General features: G+C 64.1%; 16 protein-coding genes. 3 read left to right on the top strand and 13 right to left on the bottom strand.

Annotated elements, in window-relative coordinates:
* Window positions 1-37: 37 nt before the first annotated feature.
* The 4 genes from JLK41_RS20470 to JLK41_RS20455 form a co-directional block, all read right to left on the bottom strand.
* Window positions 38-697, bottom strand: a complete 660-nt coding sequence (locus tag JLK41_RS20470; RefSeq protein ID WP_037050989.1) for a TetR/AcrR family transcriptional regulator — start codon at window positions 695-697, stop codon at window positions 38-40.
* Window positions 698-935: 238 nt separating this feature from the next.
* Window positions 936-2,291 carry a uracil-xanthine permease family protein gene (locus tag JLK41_RS20465; protein ID WP_210389699.1) on the bottom strand — a complete coding sequence of 452 codons (1,356 nt, stop codon included), beginning with the start codon at window positions 2,289-2,291 and terminating at the stop codon, window positions 936-938.
* Window positions 2,292-2,359: 68 nt separating this feature from the next.
* Window positions 2,360-3,160: an outer membrane protein OmpK gene (locus JLK41_RS20460; protein WP_037050985.1), complete on the bottom strand. Its 801-nt coding sequence runs from the start codon at window positions 3,158-3,160 to the stop codon at window positions 2,360-2,362.
* A gap of 248 nt (window positions 3,161-3,408) precedes the next feature.
* Complete coding sequence (locus JLK41_RS20455; RefSeq protein WP_037050983.1) at window positions 3,409-4,326, bottom strand: LysR family transcriptional regulator; 918 nt, start codon at window positions 4,324-4,326, stop codon at window positions 3,409-3,411.
* Between the two features lie 163 nt (window positions 4,327-4,489).
* Between JLK41_RS20455 and aptA the strand changes: the two genes are divergently transcribed.
* Both aptA and JLK41_RS20445 read left to right on the top strand, forming a co-directional pair.
* Complete coding sequence (aptA, locus tag JLK41_RS20450) at window positions 4,490-5,836, top strand: omega-aminotransferase AptA (protein ID WP_150606531.1); 1,347 nt, start codon at window positions 4,490-4,492, stop codon at window positions 5,834-5,836.
* A 120-nt stretch (window positions 5,837-5,956) separates the two neighbouring features.
* Entirely contained in the window at window positions 5,957-7,453 is a 1,497-nt protein-coding gene (locus tag JLK41_RS20445; protein ID WP_210389698.1) for a CoA-acylating methylmalonate-semialdehyde dehydrogenase, read from the top strand.
* A 95-nt stretch (window positions 7,454-7,548) separates the two neighbouring features.
* Here JLK41_RS20445 and JLK41_RS20440 read toward each other — a convergent pair whose 3' ends face one another.
* On the bottom strand, window positions 7,549-7,752 hold the full coding sequence (locus JLK41_RS20440; protein ID WP_172979181.1) for a hypothetical protein: 204 nt from the start codon (window positions 7,750-7,752) through the stop codon (window positions 7,549-7,551).
* 329 nt (window positions 7,753-8,081) lie between these two features.
* Here JLK41_RS20440 and JLK41_RS20435 point away from each other — a divergent pair, with 329 nt between their 5' ends.
* Window positions 8,082-8,909, top strand: a complete 828-nt coding sequence (locus JLK41_RS20435; protein WP_210389697.1) for an arylamine N-acetyltransferase family protein — start codon at window positions 8,082-8,084, stop codon at window positions 8,907-8,909.
* Between the two features lie 225 nt (window positions 8,910-9,134).
* Here JLK41_RS20435 and JLK41_RS20430 read toward each other — a convergent pair whose 3' ends face one another.
* From JLK41_RS20430 to JLK41_RS20395, 8 genes are all read right to left on the bottom strand, one after another.
* The gene (locus JLK41_RS20430) at window positions 9,135-9,962 is read right to left on the bottom strand and encodes an NYN domain-containing protein (RefSeq protein ID WP_152489568.1); all 828 of its coding nucleotides are present in this window, start codon (window positions 9,960-9,962) and stop codon (window positions 9,135-9,137) included.
* Window positions 9,963-10,079: 117 nt separating this feature from the next.
* Complete coding sequence (locus JLK41_RS20425) at window positions 10,080-11,591, bottom strand: SulP family inorganic anion transporter (protein WP_210389696.1); 1,512 nt, start codon at window positions 11,589-11,591, stop codon at window positions 10,080-10,082.
* A gap of 237 nt (window positions 11,592-11,828) precedes the next feature.
* The gene (locus JLK41_RS20420; RefSeq protein WP_210389695.1) at window positions 11,829-12,395 is read right to left on the bottom strand and encodes a C40 family peptidase; all 567 of its coding nucleotides are present in this window, start codon (window positions 12,393-12,395) and stop codon (window positions 11,829-11,831) included.
* Window positions 12,396-12,445: 50 nt separating this feature from the next.
* The gene (locus JLK41_RS20415) at window positions 12,446-12,847 is read right to left on the bottom strand and encodes a DUF4878 domain-containing protein (protein ID WP_210389694.1); all 402 of its coding nucleotides are present in this window, start codon (window positions 12,845-12,847) and stop codon (window positions 12,446-12,448) included.
* 126 nt (window positions 12,848-12,973) lie between these two features.
* The gene (locus tag JLK41_RS20410) at window positions 12,974-13,210 is read right to left on the bottom strand and encodes a hypothetical protein (RefSeq protein ID WP_037050973.1); all 237 of its coding nucleotides are present in this window, start codon (window positions 13,208-13,210) and stop codon (window positions 12,974-12,976) included.
* A 357-nt stretch (window positions 13,211-13,567) separates the two neighbouring features.
* On the bottom strand, window positions 13,568-14,272 hold the full coding sequence (locus JLK41_RS20405) for a lipopolysaccharide kinase InaA family protein (RefSeq protein WP_210389693.1): 705 nt from the start codon (window positions 14,270-14,272) through the stop codon (window positions 13,568-13,570).
* 220 nt (window positions 14,273-14,492) lie between these two features.
* On the bottom strand, window positions 14,493-16,139 hold the full coding sequence (groL, locus tag JLK41_RS20400) for a chaperonin GroEL (RefSeq protein ID WP_152489563.1): 1,647 nt from the start codon (window positions 16,137-16,139) through the stop codon (window positions 14,493-14,495).
* A gap of 48 nt (window positions 16,140-16,187) precedes the next feature.
* On the bottom strand, window positions 16,188-16,481 hold the full coding sequence (locus tag JLK41_RS20395) for a co-chaperone GroES (protein WP_037050970.1): 294 nt from the start codon (window positions 16,479-16,481) through the stop codon (window positions 16,188-16,190).
* Between the last annotated feature and the right edge of the window lie 33 nt (window positions 16,482-16,514).

Below are 16,514 nucleotides of genomic sequence, written 5' to 3'. Positions count from 1 at the left end.
GTGGCCGGCAGACTAGAGCGGGTTTGTGACGACGAGGTTACCGTGGCGTGGCTTGCAGGCCGCAGCCCTTGAGGATGATCTGCACCAGCTGGTCCGAAGCTTCCTCGAAGTCCTGCTTGGTCAGGCGCGAACACTGCTTCACCCGGCAGATCTGCGAGGCGAAGTCGGCATAGTGCTGGGTGCTGCTCCAGAGCAGGAAAATCAGGTTGATCGGCTCGACCGGGTCCATCTTGCCGGCGGCGATCCAGGCTTCGAACACGGCGGCACGACCCCGGAACCACTCCAGGTAGTTCTGGTTGAAGTACTGCGACAGGCAGTCGCCGCCGCTGATGACTTCCATGGCGAAGATGCGCGAGGCCTTCGGGTGGCGGCGGGAGAACTCCATCTTGGCGCGGATGTAGCGATCCAGGGCCTCGGCCGGGTCGTCGTCCACGGTCAGGTGGTTGAAGGTGCTGTCCCACAGTTCGAGGATGTTGCTCAGCACCGCCAGGTACAGGCCCAGCTTGTTGCTGAAGTAGTAGTGCAGGTTGGCCTTGGGCAGGCCGACGTTCTGCGCGATGGTGTTCATGCTGGTGCCCTTGAAGCCATGGCGGGCGAACTCTTCCTCGGCGGCTTTGATGATGGCTTCTTCGTTCTTCTGGCGGATGCGCCCGGCGGGTTTGCCGTTACTGCTATGGGCGGGGACTTCGAAGGTCATGGGCAATTCCGAACTGAATCAGGGAGCGGAGCGATTGCACTGATACCCCAGCGCTGGCTGGGTGACAAGCTCCATGGCCAGAAAAGTTGCCTGTAGCGCCCCGGTCCGCCATGCGCTGCACGGAGAGGGTGCGCCGCGCACCAGAATGGCGCGGCGCAGGGTGCCGGAGTGGCCAGCTCGCCGCACGTCGCGCGGCTTGCGATCAGTCCGTGCAGGTCAGCCCGTCGACCTGCGTGCGTCAGTCCTGTGTCTGAGGCGCTTCCAGTGGCAGCAGCAGGTTCATCAGGATCGCCGTCAGGCCACCGCTGGTGATCGCCGAGCCGAACACGTTCTGCACCAGCCTGGGCATCTGGCTCAGCAGGTCCGGCTGGCTCGACACGCCGAGGCCGATGCCGAAGCTGGTGGCCATGATCAGCAGGCTGCGGCGGTCCAGCGGGGCTTGCGCGAGGATGCGGACACCGGCTGCGGCGACGGTGCCGAACATCACCAGCGTGGCGCCACCCAGCACCGGCTTGGGAATCTGCTGGAGGATCGCGCCAAGCACGGGGAACAGACCCAGCACGATGAGCAGCGCGCCGATGTAGTAGCCGACGTGCCGGCTGGCGACGCCGGAGAGCTGGATGACGCCGTTGTTCTGGCTGAAGGTGGTGTTGGGAAAGGTGTTGAACACGGCGGCGATCAGCGAGCTGACGCCATCGCCGAACACGCCGCCCTTGATGCGTTGCAGGTACTGCGGGCCCTTGATCGGCTGGCGCGAGATCATGCAGTTGGCGGTCAGGTCGCCGGTGGTCTCGATGGCCGTGATCAGGTAGATCAGCGCGACCGGAATGAAGGCCATCCAGTCGAAGTCGAAGCCGTAGCGGAAGGGCAGCGGCAGGCTGACCAGGGGCAGTGCCGGCAGCGCCTTGGGCACCAGCACGCCGGTGAACCAGGCGGCCAGCGAACCGATCAGCAGGCCGATGATGATCGCCGACAGGCGCAGCCAGGGATTGCTCAGGCGGTTGAGGACAATGATGGTCAGCAGCACCAGGGCGCCGAGGGCCAGGTTGATCGGCGCGCCGAAGTTCTCCGCCTTCACGCCGCCGCCGACGTCGGTGATGCCGACCTTGATCAGGCTGATGCCGATGATGGTGATGACGATGCCGGTGACCAGTGGCGTGACGATGCGCTGCAGGCGGCCGATGAAGCGGCTCAGCACCATCTCGATGAAGGCGCCGAAGAAACACACGCCGAAGATCATCGCGAGAATCTCGTCCGGGCTGCCGCCGCGCGCCTTGACCATCAGGCCGGCAGCCAGCACGGCGCTGAGAAAGGCGAAGCTGGTGCCCTGCACGCAGATCATCCCGGCGCCGATGCCGAAGGGGCGGCGGGCCTGGATCAGGGTGCCGACACCGGACACCATCAGGCCCATGCTGATCAGGTAGGGCAGTTGTTCGTGCAGGCCGAGTACGCCGCCGATGATCAGCGTCGGCGTGACGATGCCGACGAAGCAGGCCAGGACATGCTGCAGCGCGGCGAAGAAGGCCGGCAGGGGCGCGGGGCGGTCGTCCAGGGCGTAGATCAGGTCGGACGAAGAGGGCGATTCAGTGGTCATGAGCGTTCTCGTGGCAAGTCGGAATCAGGCGGCAGGAACCGACCCTCGGTGCGGGTCGGTGAGGCGCATCAGAAGTGAACTTTCAGCAGCAGGCTGGCGGTGTTCTGCGTGGTGGTGAAGGCGGCGCTGTCCTGGATACCGAACTTGTCCTTCCAGTAGCTGTACTCCACGCCGACGTAGACCTGCTTGTCGCCCCAGTCCATGGCCTTGCCCAGGTCGTACTTGATCTGCGGATTGATGTGGTAGTTGCTGTGGTAGCTGGCGTCGTTGTCCACCACCCAGTCGATGTAGCCGTCGATGAGCAGGTCCGACTTGCCCAGCGGCAGGGTGTAGGACCAGGCCGGGGTCACCTGCCAGACGCCACTGCCATCCGGCTTGCCATCGCCGTTGCGGTCGACGCGGTCGCCATCGGGCTGGCGGTAGTAGAAGTTGAGCTTGAAGAAGTTGAAGCCCGGAACGTCCAGGTCGAAGCCGGGGCCGAGCAGGTAGGCTTCGGTCTCGTCCTCGCCGAATTCGTAGGTGGCCGCCAGCAGCACGTCCTTGACTGGGCCGAACGACAGATCCTTGCCCAGCAGCTTGCCGAACGACAGGCGTGGGCTGAACTCGCCATAGAAGCTGCGTGTATCCCCCGCACCGTTCTCCGCGCCGTTGAAGAACTTCTGGTCGACGAACAGGAACAGGTCGCCCCAGTTCCAGCCGCTGGCATGTTCGAAGGTGATCGTCTGCTGAATGGCCGGCTCTACCTTGAAGTTCTTGCCGTACAGGTAGGTGAGGCTGTTGTTCTGCCACAGCAGCGGGCTATCGGCGTGTGCCTGGGTGGTCAGCAGCAGGCCGCAGGCGGCGAGCATCATGGTGCGACTGGCGTTCATCTTGGCTCCTGAGGACCATCGTTATTCTTTTTTCCTGTCCATCTGGTCAGGTGAGCGCCCTGTTGCAAAAAGCTGTCCAACTGATCAGCTTGCTGGTGAATTGTGTGCAGTGTTGCGGAAAGCCTTGTTCCATCAACTGCATACGAATATTCCTGACTTGGTATTCAGTTTTCGATTCTGCGGCCGAGCGCGTACGCGCCCCGCGATGGGGCGTGCTGCACTCAAGTGGAGCTTAGGGCAGGCGTGGCTCAGCTGCTGGCCAGGGCTTCGAGAAAGCTCTCCAGCACCAGGTGCGCGCGGCGGCCTTTGCGCGTGACCGCCGCCAGGTTGATGTCGTAGAAGCGACTGTCGGGCTTGAGCGCGCGCAGCCGGCCCTGCTGCACCCAGGCCTGGGCATAGTGGTCGGGCAGGTAGCCGATGTAGCGCCCGGTGAGGATGAGAAAGGCCATGCCCTCGCGGTCCGAGGCGCTGGCCGTGCAGTTGAGGGCCTGGTAGTGGCTCTGCACCTCGGGGGGCACGCGGAAGGTCGGGGCGATGGCCTCCTGGGTGTTGAGCCGCTGGTCTTCGAGCTGCTGGTCGTCGACGTAGAACAACGGGTGGCCGACCGCGCAGTAGAGCAGCGAGCGCTCGTCGTACAGCGGCTGGTACTCCAGGCCGGAGAGGGCACTGACCTGTGGCACCACGCCGATGTGCAGGCGCCCGTCGAGCACGCCCTGTTCCACCTCCGAGGGCGGCGTCATGCGGATGTGGATGCGCACGTCCGGCCCCTGCACCTTGAGGCGCGCCAGGGCGTGGGTGATGCGCATGTGCGAGATGGTCACCAGGTTGTCGGTCAGGCCGATGTTCAGTTCACCCCGCAGATGCCGGTGCAGGCCGTTGACCTCGGTGCGAAAGCTCTCCAGCGCGGCGAGCAGCTGCAAGGTGCTCTGGTACACCTCGCGGCCTTCCTCGGTCAGGGCGAAGCCGGCGCGGCCGCGCTGGCACAGGCGCAGGCCCAGGCGCTGCTCGAGGTCGCTCATCTGCTGGCTGATGGCCGAGCGGCCGATGCCCAGGGCACTTTCCGCAGCGGAAAAGCCGCCGCATTCCACCACGCTGCGAAACAGTTTGAGCAGGCGAATTTCAAAGTCGCTGACCTGGGCCAGCGGATCGGGACGACGACTGCTCATATGTTTAGTAGGCCTTGAACTGAAGTTGCAAAGAGTGTTGTTTTACTGACTCTATGCTCATGGCACATTCACTGGCAACTACCCTGCAGGAGCCGGCTCGTCGGCGCTGATCGCCCGCAAGCGGACTCCTGCGTTCAATTGCCTGCCGAGTGAGGCTACGCCGATGAACATGCCGCAGACCGAAACCCCGTCCCTGGCCAGCCAGCTCAAGCTGGATGCTCACTGGATGCCGTTTTCCGCCAACCGCAACTTCCAGCGTGACCCGCGCCTGATCGTCGGTGCCGAGGGCAGCTGGCTGGTCGATGACCAGGGGCGCAAGGTGTACGACAGCCTTTCCGGCCTGTGGACCTGCGGCGCCGGTCACTCGCGCAAGGAAATCCAGGAAGCCGTGGCCAAGCAGCTCGGCACCCTCGACTACTCCCCGGGCTTCCAGTACGGCCATCCGCTGTCGTTCAAGCTGGCCGAGCAGGTCGCCGACCTGATGCCGGGCGACCTCAATCACGTGTTCTTCACCGGCTCGGGCTCCGAGTGTGCCGACACCGCGGTGAAGATGGCCAAGGCCTACTGGCGTCTGAAAGGCCAGGCGAGCAAGACCCGCTTCATCGGTCGTGCCCGTGGCTACCACGGCGTCAACATCGCCGGTACCGCACTGGGCGGCATCGGTGGCAACCGCAAGATGTACGGCCAACTGATGGACGCCGACCACCTGCCGCACACCCTGCAGCCGGGCATGGCCTTCACCCGTGGCATGGCCGAAACCGGCGGGGTCGAGCTGGCCAACGAACTGCTCAAGCTGATCGAACTGCACGACGCGTCCAACATCGCGGCGGTGATCGTCGAGCCGATGTCCGGCTCGGCCGGTGCCATCGTGCCGCCGGTCGGCTACCTGCAGCGTCTGCGCGAGATCTGCACGCAGCACAACATCCTGCTGATCTTCGACGAAGTGATCACCGGTTTCGGCCGCATGGGCAAGTGGAGCGGTGCGGAGTTCTTCGGCGTCACCCCGGACCTGATGAACGTCGCCAAGCAGATCACCAACGGCGCCATCCCGCTGGGCGCGGTGATCGCCTCCAGCGAGATCTACAACACCTTCATGCAGCAGCCGTCGCCGGAGCACATGATCGAGTTCACCCACGGCTACACCTACTCGGCGCATCCGGTCGCCTGTGCGGCCGGTCTGGCCACCCTGGACCTGCTCAAGCGCGAGAACCTGATCCAGCAGTCCGCCGAGCTGGCGCCGAAGTTCGAAGCGGCCCTGCATGGCCTGAAAGGTACCAAGCACATCGTCGATATCCGCAACTGCGGCCTGGCCGGCGCCCTGCAGATTGCCCCGCGTGACGGCGATGCGGTGATCCGCCCGTTCGAGGCCGGCATGGCCCTGTGGAAAGCCGGTTTCTACGTACGCTTCGGTGGCGATACCCTGCAGTTCGGCCCGACCTTCAACGCCAAGATGGAAGACCTCGACCGCGTGTTCAACGCCGTCGGCGACGTGCTGAACCAGCTGGACTAAGCGAATACCGACAACCGTAGGGTGGATGACGCCTTTTTCATCCACCAGATTTCCGAATCTGCCACGGTGGATGAGAAGAGCATCATCCACCCTACACAAGATTTCTACTGAGGAGTCCCCATGAGCCATATCCCTCACCTGATCAACGGCGAGCGCGTTGCCGGCAACGGTCGCAGTGCCCCGGTGTTCAACCCCTCCACTGGCGATTCCACCAGCCAGGTCGGCCTGGCCGATCGCGCCACCATGCAACTGGCCATCGATGCGGCCAAGGCCGCCTATCCGGCCTGGCGCAACACGCCGCCGGCCAAGCGCGCGCAGATCATGTTCCGCTTCAAGCAACTGCTGGAGCAGAACGAGCAGCAGATCGCCGCGCTGATCAGCGCCGAGCACGGCAAGACCATCGAAGACGCCGTGGGTGAGCTCAAGCGCGGCATTGAGAACGTCGAGTTCGCCTGCGCCGCCCCGGAAATCCTCAAGGGCGAATACAGCCGCAACGTCGGCCCGAACATCGACGCCTGGACCGACCTGCAGCCCGTCGGCGTGGTCGCGGGCATCACCCCGTTCAACTTCCCGGCCATGGTGCCGCTGTGGATGTACCCGCTGGCCATCGTCTGCGGCAACTGCTTCATCCTCAAGCCGTCCGAGCGCGACCCGAGCTCCACCCTGTTCATCGCCGAGCTGCTGAACCAGGCCGGCCTGCCCAAGGGCGTGCTCAACGTGGTCAACGGTGACAAGGATGCCGTCGACGCGCTGATCGAGGCTCCCGAGGTCAAGGCCCTGAGCTTCGTCGGCTCGACCCCGATCGCCGAGTACATCTACAGCGAAGGCACCAAGCGCGGCAAGCGCGTGCAGGCCCTCGGCGGCGCCAAGAACCACGCCGTGCTGATGCCCGATGCCGACCTCGACAACGCTGTCAGCGCACTGATGGGCGCGGCCTACGGCTCCTGTGGCGAGCGCTGCATGGCCATCTCGGTGGCGGTGTGCGTGGGCGACCAGATCGCCGACGCGCTGGTCGACAAGATCGTCCCGCAGATCCAGGCGCTGAAGATCGGTGCCGGCACCTCCTGCGGCCTGGACATGGGCCCGCTGGTCACTGCGGCTGCGCGTGACAAGGTCAAGGGCTATATCGATGCGGGCGTCGAGCAGGGCGCCAAGCTGGTGGTCGATGGCCGTGATCTGGTGGTCGCGGGCAACGAGAATGGCTACTTCGTCGGTGGCACCCTGTTCGACAAGGTGACCCCGGAGATGACCATCTACACCGACGAAATCTTCGGCCCGGTGCTGTGCATCGTCCGCGTCGGCAGCCTGGAAGAAGCCATGCAACTGATCAACGATCACGAGTACGGCAACGGTACCTGCATCTTCACCCGTGACGGTGAAGCCGCGCGTCTGTTCTGCGACGAAATCGAAGTGGGCATGGTCGGCGTCAACGTGCCGCTGCCGGTGCCGGTGAGCTACCACAGCTTCGGCGGCTGGAAGCGTTCGCTGTTCGGCGACCTGCACGCCTATGGTCCGGACGGTGTGCGCTTCTACACCCGCAAGAAGGCCATCACCCAGCGCTGGCTGGCGCGCAAGAGCCACGAGGCTGCGCAGTTCGCCTTCCCCAGCAATGGCTGAGTGAGCATCGGGCGATAAACAGAAAGGCCGGTCTTGTGACCGGCCTTTCTGTTTCCGGGTATCGCGTGACTGCCTAGCGCGCAGCGAGGCAGCATTCACTGCGCCTGATCGATGGCCTGTTCCAGGCGCTGGTTGTTCAGCGCATTGGCCTGATCGATCTGCTGCTTGAGCTGCTCCATCTGCTGCTGTGCCTGCTTGGCCTGCTCTGCCTGCAGCGTGGCCGTGGTGGCTGTTTCGCCGGCGCCACAGCCACCGAGGCAGAGCAGCAGGGCCAGGGAGCAGAAAAGAGGCAGACGCATGATGAAGTCCTCGGGCGAGCGGGTGGGATGGCAACAGCTTGGCGCATTTTGGCCGTCTTGTATGTGCCGGCCGCCGCAAACCATACCCACTGCCCCGTCGCAGGTTCCTGCAGGAGCGGCTTCAGCTACAGCAGAGTGGACACCATCAGTTCCCTCTGCGGGGGAGGAGGCTGCACGCGAAACCCGCGAGGGTGGACGAGCTTGGCGTTGCCCACTCTGCTCACTGCCCGCTTGGGGCTGGCTGGCGCAAATCGATCAGGGTGATTCGTATATCGCCCGTTCCGCTTCTCTGCTACAAACCGTCCACCGGACGACGAGGACGATGCGCGATGAGCGAACCCTTCATGCTGGACCTGCAACGGTACCTGGAGCGCCTGGGCTATGCCTCGGCGCCGGCAGCGACCCTCGACAATCTGCGCGAGCTGCAGAGGCGGCACACCACCGAGTTCGCCTTCGAAACGCTGTCGACCATGCTGCGTGTGCCGGTGGAGGTCGAGCCCGCTGCGATCCAGGACAAGCTGCTGCATCAGGGGCGTGGGGGTTACTGCTTCGAACTCAATCGCCTGTTCCTGCTGCTGTTGCAGGCGCTGGGCTTCGACGCGCGCGGCCTGACCGGGCGCGTGGTGATGGGCGGTCCGGAAGACGCCCTGCCGGCGCGTACCCACATGCTGGTGCTGGTGACGCTGGAGGGCGTGCGTTACATCACCGACGTCGGTTTCGGCGGCATGGTGCCGACCGGTCCCTTGCTGCTCGACAGCGAGGCCGAACAGGCCACGCCGCATGAGGCCTATCGACTGTCGCACGTGGATGGCACCTACACCCTGCGCGCGCGGGTGGCCGACAGTTGGCGGGCGATGTACGTGTTCGATCTGCAGGCGGTGGCGGATATCGACTACGTGGTGGGCAACTGGTACGTGTGCACCCACCCGGACTCACCATTTCTCGGCCAGATGATCGCCGCGCGCACCGGTCCGGGCCTGCGCAAGACACTCAACAACGGCAGCTTCGCGATCCACCGCCTGGGCCAGGCGAGCGAGCGGGTGCAGTTGGACAGTGTCGACGAGGTGCTGAGGGTGCTGCGCGACGAATTCCGGATTCGACCGCCCGAACATCCTGAGCTTCGGCAAATCATCGGAGGCCTGATCGCGGGAGCGTGAAGGCAAGGCCGCTGGTATCGCCACGCTCCTGTAGGAGCGGCTTCAGCCGCGATAACCCTGGGATGTCAGCTGATCTCAGCGACAAACTGCGATTCGCTTGCGTATACCAGCGCAAGCTGGAGTGGCGAAGCAAAAAGGATGCGCCATGCACCGCCGCTCTATCACCTCAGCACCACATATCGTCCTGGCAGGAAGTCCCCATCCCAACCTGGCGCATGCGTCTGATCATTTGCTCTGCTTTCGATTTCTCACGGCAAGAGATTGGCCACCCGTAGTGGTTGCACCCAGGACCTGCAGTTCGAAGCGTCCATTCTGCGCCTTGATCAGATCGCTCAGCTTCTTGAAACCGTACATCCGCGAGTCGAAGTCCGAGCGCAGCTTGCTGATATTCGAACCGAGCAGACCCAAGTGGCACCAACCATCCTCATCGGAGTTGTCGTCGATCACTTTGGCAATGAAGTCCACTGGCACTTTCAGCGGTTTGACCTTGCTTGGTGCCGGCTGCGCTGCAGGTTTGCTTTCCGGTGTGGTGGCTGACGGTGATGGCGCCGCCGACACATCGTTGGTGGGGGCTTCCGATTCTGCCGAGGGGGCGTCGTTACGCAGCAATTCGGTGTAGATGAACTTGTCGCAGGCCGAGACGAAAGGCTTGGGCGTCTTCTGCTCACCGAAGCCAATCACTTCCAGTCCTTCTTCGCGTATCCGTGCTGCCAGACGGGTGAAGTCACTGTCACTGGATACCAGGCAGAAGCCTTCGAAGCGCCGAGTGTAGAGAAGGTCCATTGCATCGATGATCAGCGAGCTGTCAGTGGCGTTTTTGCCCTTGGTGTAGGCGAACTGCTGGATCGGCTGGATGGAATGGTCAAGCAGCACTTTCTTCCAGCTGCCCAGGTTGGGTTGTGTCCAGTCGCCATAGATGCGCTTGACGCTGGCGACACCGTACTTGGCGATCTCTTCGAAGAGGCCTTCGACAATGGCGGCGGGGGCGTTGTCGGCGTCGATCAGTACGGCGAAGTGCTTGTGCTGGCGGGAGGTGCTGGGCTTGCTGGCCATGGTGCGTCCTGGCTGGGCGATGGGCCGACCTTACTGCGAATGAAGGCATCGCACCATAGTCCATCCGTCCATCCATTGACCTGGCTCACCCGAGGGCACGAGTGAGCCACGGAGCGGTCAGGCCAGCGCCGTGCGCTGCCGGCCCTCGACCCGGCGTTTCAGTGCCGCCCCTTCGACTATCTCCAGCCCGCCGCCCTGGGCGCGGGCGGAGCGGTCCCAGTCCTGCAGCAGTTCCATGCAGGCGTGGTCGATGTAGCTGACGCGCGCCAGGCTCAGGTGCAGGCGGGTGCCGGGTTCGATACGGGCGAGGTGTTCGGCCAGTAGGGGGACGCGGAGGAAGGTGGCGGCGCCGCGCATGCGCAGTTCCGCCTCGCCGGGGGCGGTTTCGACGAGCCGGATGCGCAGCCGGGAGGCGCTCCACAGCAGCTTGGCCAGGGTCAGGGCAAAGCCCAGCAGTACGCCGCTCAGCAGGTCGGTGAAGACGATGCACAGCGCCGTGGCGGCGTAGATGACTACCGGGATGCGCCCGTACTGGCCGAGGTTGCGCATGGCCCTGGGGTCGACCAGCTTGCAGCCGGTGTACACCAGCACCGCGCCGAGGCTGGCCACCGGGATGCTCTGCAGCAGGCCAGGGAGGAGGGCGACCAGGGCCAGCAGCCAGGCCCCGTGGAGGATGGTCGAGGCGCGGCTGCGGGCGCCGGCCTGGACGTTGGCCGAGCTGCGTACGATCACCCCGGTCATCGGCAAGGCACCGACAGCGCCGCAGAGCATGTTGCCGATGCCCTGGGCGGACAGTTCGCGGTTGAAGCGGGCGCGCGGGCCATCGTGCATGCGGTCTACCGCTGCGGCGGAGAGCAGGGTCTCGGCGCTGGCGATGAAGGCCATCGCCAGGGCGGCGATCAGCAGCTGCGGATCGGCCAGGCTGGCGAGCGCCTGCGGAGTGATCCAGTCGATGGCTTCGCCGAGATTGGCCGGCAGTTCCACGCGTTTGACCGGCAAGGCCAGCCACAGGCTGACCAGTGTGGCGAAGGTCACGCCGACCAGGGCGCCAGGCAGAAAACGCAGGGACGCTGGGCGGTAGCGCTCCCACAGCGCCATGCTGGCGAGGGTGCCGAGGCCGACTGTACCGGCGATCATCGCGTTGCCACCGAGCAGACTCAGTGCATCGCCCAGGGCGTCGGGGAAGGCCAGCAGGTTGTCCAGGCCGGAGGCCCTGGGCGCGGCATCGATCATCACGTGCACCTGCGACAGCACGATGAGGATGCCGATACCGGCGAGCATGCCGTAGACCACGGCGGGGGCCGTTACACGAAACCAGCCGCCCAGACGCCACGAGCCGGCGACCAGCTGGATCAGGCCGGCGAGCAGCAGTACCGGGCCGAGCGCGGCCATGCCCTGGGTGCGCACCAGCTCGAACACGAGGACGGCGAGCCCCGCCGCCGGGCCACTGACCTGCAGCGGCGCGCCCGCGAGAAAACCCACCACCAGGCCACCGATGATGCCGGTGATCAGGCCCTTGGCCGGCGGCATGCCGGAGGCGATGGCGATGCCCATGCACAGCGGCAGGGCAACGAGAAAGACCACCACGGATGCCAGTGCGTCCCGTGGCAGTGCGCGAAGTGCATTCATCGGGCACCCTCCTTGCCCGTGTCGCGGGTAGGGCTGGCCATGCCCGTGTCATCGATGGCGCGGGCCACTGGGCGTGGCGTCCGGTTGGCGGGGGTGGTGCGGAGCATGCGGACCTCTCCTGGTCTGGCGTGACTGGATCGCTCGTTGCGAGCAAGGGCGTGACCCGGTGGTCACGCTTCGCCCAGACGATAGGGAGGCTGACTTAAGTGAAGCTGAATGACTCCGTCCGAAGTGCCATTACTCGACGATCGAGTAGCGATATAGCCAGGTAATGCCGGGATATTCGGCGAATGCGCGAGGGAACAGGTATTCGCCGTGAAACACCGGCAGGTCCAGCCGTTGCCACTGCGGATCGAACCTGGGGTGCTGCATGCGGATCGCATCGGCGAGCAGGGTGGTGCAATAGCGATGCGCCAGGTTGCGTGGCTCCAGGAGGAACGGCTGGCCGACCTCGTCACGCACGGCGGCGCTGACCTGCAGGCGTTGCTCGGCATCGAGAAAGTCCGGCCGGGCGATGGCGAAGGCGCGCGCGTGGCGTGGGTCGACGAACTCGGTCAGCGGGCTGAGCAGGACCTGGTCGGGGCGTTCGGGATCGTCATCGGTGGTGGCGTGTGCCACCAGCGCTTGGGGCGAGGTGCTCACGATCATGCCGATGTGCGAGTAGTCGCCACCGCCGACCTGCTGGATCAGGCGGCTTTCGCGCGAAGGGCCGAGGCGGAACACCCAGTCGCCGTTCTGCACGGGCGGCAGGCTGCGTACTGGGGCGCTGACGGAGGGTTGTGGCTGGAGGCTGGCCAGCGCCACGGTGGCGCCGGCCAGCAGCAGGCTCAGGCACAGCCCGAGACGCAGGCGGCTCAGATCTTGATCTTCCAGTCGCCGTCGACCTTGTTCAGGCGCAGTCGCTCGGTCTTGGGCTTGGCATCGCTGTTGTTGAAGTGAACGATGGCCTCGATGCGGGCCTGGCTGTCGTTGTCCGACAGGGTTGGCGCCTGCACTTCGATGCGATCCAGGCCACCCTGGCTTTCGGTGTACTTCTCGGTGCGGGCCAACTGGGCGCTGAGCTTGCCGCGAACCAGCGCGACTTCTTCGTCGCCGGTGCCTTCGGGAACGTCGATGTACTTGAACAGTGCGTCGACGTCGTTGTCGTAGGCCGCCTGCAGGAAGGCTTCGGCGATGCCTTCGGGGGTGTTGTCCGGGCCGCCGCAGCCAGTGAGCAGCAATGTGGTGGCGAGTGCGTAGATCCAGCGCTTGAGCATGGTGACTTCCTTGTGAGTCGCTTCCGTTGGGGCGGCGATGATAGCTCCAGGCTCAGGCTGGATCAGTGATGCAGCGAACATTTGCACAAGCGGCTGCGCGGGTCTCCCGGTGACGGGATGATGGGGCTATTGTTCGCCTTTCATCGCGCCGCTCAGGCCGAACATCAATACCAGCAGGTTGGCATCCGGTTTCACGGCAGGTTGCACGTGCTTGCGCAACGGGGCGGTGGGGCAGGGGGCCTGGGCCGTGCAGTCGTGCGCGTCCAACACGCGCGGACCGGGTTCCTGCCAGGCAGCGGCAGCGAGCGCCGTTACGCTGAGGGCGAGGCCAAGGAACAAACCTCGAGCTACTTCTAATTTCATTTTGCTAACCCCTTGATAGCGCTGCCAAACGCTGTTCGCTAAACCTAGATCACCCACCGCCTCGTCGTCGATCTGCGCGACGAGCGGTCACTGCGTATGGCTGGCACCCTCCAGGGGCTGAGCTGAGACATGCTCCGCCGCGGATGGTTCAATCCTGTGCTGGGTAACGCTTGGGCGTAACCTTTGGTGCCCGTACTGGGCGCCTGTAACAGCCGGCCCTGGCAGTTGGTGTCTTGGCGATGCCTGTCACTACCTGGCGCAAAGGTGCGAGGTAGAGCCACGTCCTAGTGGGGGAGTTGCAGGTGAAGCGGGTTGCAGCCAAAGCGAGACTGCCGGCACGGGCCGGCAGCCGGATGGTTACGCAAGAGGTGTGCCGAGACCCCGTGCGCCCTCGGCGAAGATCTCACGGTAGCCGCTCAGCACCAGCTGCCAGTCCGCATCGGACCAGGGACTGTGGCGGCGCAGTTGCGGCAGGTCGTGCTGGGCGGCCTGGACCCGAGTCAGGCGGCGACGGCTCTTTTCCAGGTCCAGCAGGGCGACTTGCGGCGTTTCGCCGTCGATACGGACGAAGATGTGCTTGGCATACAGGCAACCGTGCTGCCAGCGCCCCAGGTGCATGCGCGCCAGGGTTGCACCAACAAGTTGCAGCAGCTCGGCATGCACCGCCTCGCCGCAGGCCTCGCGGCCGCCATTCTCGTACCACGCTTCGATGTTCTCGAAGCCTTCCAGCTCTTCGGTTACCAGCAGGCCGCACCAGCCTTGCTGGGCGTCGTAGTTGATGCCGCAGTAGATCATCTTCGGCACCAGCACTCCCAGGGCGGGGAGTGCCTGCAGGGCTCTGCGCTCGCGCAGTACGGTAGGACGTCCCTGCGGATACAGCAGGCTGCGGTAGATGTGGCCCACCTGCTTCTTGGCGTAGAGCACGCCGCTCTGATCCAGCAGGCGCTGTACGCCACTCTCTCCACCGCGCCGAACGTTGGGTTCTTCTACCCAGTCACCGTTTTTCTGCCACCAGTGTTGGAAGGCCTGCTGGGAAGGTTCAGTCGTGCTGCATAGAGGCATGTTGTTCTTCTTCTGTTGGAGGTTTGCGCAGCGTCCGCCTCGTGAACGGTTACTACGTCGTTCAGGGTTGTAACGAAACATAAGCAAACAGCGTTCCCAGGTCCACGATAAATGACCCTATGTCGCATTTTCGTCTTAGAACGACGGGGAAGCTTTTTTCGGGCAATAAAAAACCCCGCGACTGGCGCGGGGTTCCTGGTACAGCTGAGGGCCGGCTGGCTTACATCATGCCGCCCATGCCTCCCATGCCGCCCATGCCGCCCATGTCAGGCATGGCCGGAGCCTTGTCGTCAGCCGATTCGGCGACCATGGCTTCGGTGGTGATCATCAGGCCGCCGATGGACGCAGCAGCTTGCAGCGCCGAACGGGTGACCTTGGCCGGGTCGAGAATACCCATCTCGATCATGTCGCCGTAGGTGTCGGTCGCGGCGTTGAAGCCGAAGTTGCCCGAACCCTGCTTGACCTTGTCGACCACGACGCTCGGCTCGCCACCGGCGTTGGAAACGATCTGACGCAGCGGTGCTTCGACAGCGCGACGCAGCAGAGCGATACCGACGTTCTGGTCTTCGTTGTCGCCTTTCAGACCTTCGATGGCCAGCAGAGCGCGCACCAGGGCAACGCCACCGCCAGGCACCACGCCTTCTTCCACTGCAGCGCGGGTGGCGTGCAGGGCGTCTTCAACGCGGGCTTTCTTCTCTTTCATCTCGACTTCGGTGGCAGCGCCAACCTTGATCACGGCAACACCGCCAGCCAGTTTGGCCAGACGCTCTTGCAGCTTCTCTTTGTCGTAGTCGGAAGAGGTTTCTTCGACCTGCTTGCGGATCTGCGCAACGCGGGCTTCGATGTCGACCTGAGCACCAGCACCGTCGATGATGGTGGTGTTGTCCTTGTTCAGGACGACGCGCTTGGCGTTACCCAGGTGCTCCAGAGTGGCGCCTTCCAGGGACAGGCCGACTTCCTCGGAGATCACGGTGCCGCCGGTCAGGATGGCGATGTCCTGCAGCATGGCCTTGCGGCGGTCGCCGAAGCCCGGAGCCTTGACGGCAGCAACCTTGACGATGCCGCGCATGTTGTTGACCACCAGAGTGGCCAGGGCTTCGCCTTCCACGTCTTCGGCAACGATCAGCAGCGGACGGCCAGCCTTGGCAACGGCTTCCAGAACCGGCAGCAGTTCGCGGATGTTGCTGATCTTCTTGTCGACCAGCAGCAGCAGCGGGCTTTCCAGCTCGGCAACCATGGTGTCCGGCTTGTTGATGAAGTAGGGGGACAGGTAGCCACGGTCGAACTGCATGCCTTCCACGACGGACAGTTCGTTTTCCAGGCCCGAGCCTTCTTCAACGGTGATGACGCCTTCTTTGCCGACCTTGTCCATGGCTTCGGCGATGATGTCACCGATGGAGTTGTCGGAGTTGGCGGAGATGGTGCCTACCTGAGCGATGGCCTTGGAGTCGGCGCACGGCTTGGCCAGGTCTTTCAGCTGAGCAACGATGGCCGCGGTGGCCTTGTCGATGCCGCGCTTCAGGTCCATCGGGTTCATGCCGGCAGCGACGGACTTCAGGCCTTCGTTGACGATGGCTTGAGCCAGAACGGTAGCGGTGGTGGTGCCGTCACCGGCAGCGTCGTTGGCCTTGGACGCAACGTCCTTGACCAGCTGGGCGCCCATGTTCTCGAAGGCGTCCTTCAGTTCGATTTCCTTGGCAACCGAAACACCGTCTTTGGTGATGGTCGGGGCGCCGAAGGATTTGGCCAGAACCACGTTACGACCTTTCGGGCCGAGGGTGGCTTTGACGGCGTCGGCCAGTACGTTGACGCCAACGAGCATTTTCTTGCGGGCGGAATCGCCAAACTTGACTTCTTTAGCAGCCATCTTGATCAGTCCTCAAATTCTTGAAGGTTAAACGGAGATTCGTCGGAATCAGGCTTCGACGACAGCGAGGATTTCGCTCTCGCCCATCACCAGCAGGTCTTCGCCGTCGACTTTGACGGTGTTGCTGCCGGAGTAAGGGCCGAATACCACCTTGTCACCAACCTTGACGGCCAGCGGACGGACTTCGCCGTTATCCAGAACCTTGCCGGTACCGACGGCAACGACTTCACCCTGGTTCGGCTTCTCGGCGGCCGAGCCCGGCAGCACGATGCCGCCTGCGGTTTTGGTCTCTTCTTCGCTGCGACGGATCACGACGCGGTCATGCAGAGGACGAAGCTTCATTGTCGATCTCTCCTAACAATTGAATGGCCAACT

This window comes from Ectopseudomonas khazarica, assembly GCF_017915135.1.
In the GTDB taxonomy this organism is placed as follows: domain Bacteria; phylum Pseudomonadota; class Gammaproteobacteria; order Pseudomonadales; family Pseudomonadaceae; genus Aquipseudomonas; species Aquipseudomonas khazarica.
Note: the sequence above shows the minus strand (reverse complement) of the source record. Positions and strands in the feature narration are given on the sequence as shown.

Excerpts from the sequence above, each read along its gene's own strand:
- JLK41_RS20470 (WP_037050989.1), bottom strand. The coding sequence starts at position 697 with ATGACCTTCGAAGTCCCCGCCCATAGCAGTAACGGCAAACCCGCCGGG.
- JLK41_RS20465 (WP_210389699.1), bottom strand. The coding sequence starts at position 2,291 with ATGACCACTGAATCGCCCTCTTCGTCCGACCTGATCTACGCCCTGGAC.
- JLK41_RS20460 (WP_037050985.1), bottom strand. The coding sequence starts at position 3,160 with ATGAACGCCAGTCGCACCATGATGCTCGCCGCCTGCGGCCTGCTGCTG.
- JLK41_RS20455 (WP_037050983.1), bottom strand. The coding sequence starts at position 4,326 with ATGAGCAGTCGTCGTCCCGATCCGCTGGCCCAGGTCAGCGACTTTGAA.
- aptA (WP_150606531.1), top strand. The coding sequence starts at position 4,490 with ATGAACATGCCGCAGACCGAAACCCCGTCCCTGGCCAGCCAGCTCAAG.
- JLK41_RS20445 (WP_210389698.1), top strand. The coding sequence starts at position 5,957 with ATGAGCCATATCCCTCACCTGATCAACGGCGAGCGCGTTGCCGGCAAC.
- JLK41_RS20440 (WP_172979181.1), bottom strand. The coding sequence starts at position 7,752 with ATGCGTCTGCCTCTTTTCTGCTCCCTGGCCCTGCTGCTCTGCCTCGGT.
- JLK41_RS20435 (WP_210389697.1), top strand. The coding sequence starts at position 8,082 with ATGAGCGAACCCTTCATGCTGGACCTGCAACGGTACCTGGAGCGCCTG.
- JLK41_RS20430 (WP_152489568.1), bottom strand. The coding sequence starts at position 9,962 with ATGGCCAGCAAGCCCAGCACCTCCCGCCAGCACAAGCACTTCGCCGTA.
- JLK41_RS20425 (WP_210389696.1), bottom strand. The coding sequence starts at position 11,591 with ATGAATGCACTTCGCGCACTGCCACGGGACGCACTGGCATCCGTGGTG.
- JLK41_RS20415 (WP_210389694.1), bottom strand. The coding sequence starts at position 12,847 with ATGCTCAAGCGCTGGATCTACGCACTCGCCACCACATTGCTGCTCACT.
- JLK41_RS20410 (WP_037050973.1), bottom strand. The coding sequence starts at position 13,210 with ATGAAATTAGAAGTAGCTCGAGGTTTGTTCCTTGGCCTCGCCCTCAGC.
- JLK41_RS20405 (WP_210389693.1), bottom strand. The coding sequence starts at position 14,272 with ATGCCTCTATGCAGCACGACTGAACCTTCCCAGCAGGCCTTCCAACAC.
- groL (WP_152489563.1), bottom strand. The coding sequence starts at position 16,139 with ATGGCTGCTAAAGAAGTCAAGTTTGGCGATTCCGCCCGCAAGAAAATG.
- JLK41_RS20395 (WP_037050970.1), bottom strand. The coding sequence starts at position 16,481 with ATGAAGCTTCGTCCTCTGCATGACCGCGTCGTGATCCGTCGCAGCGAA.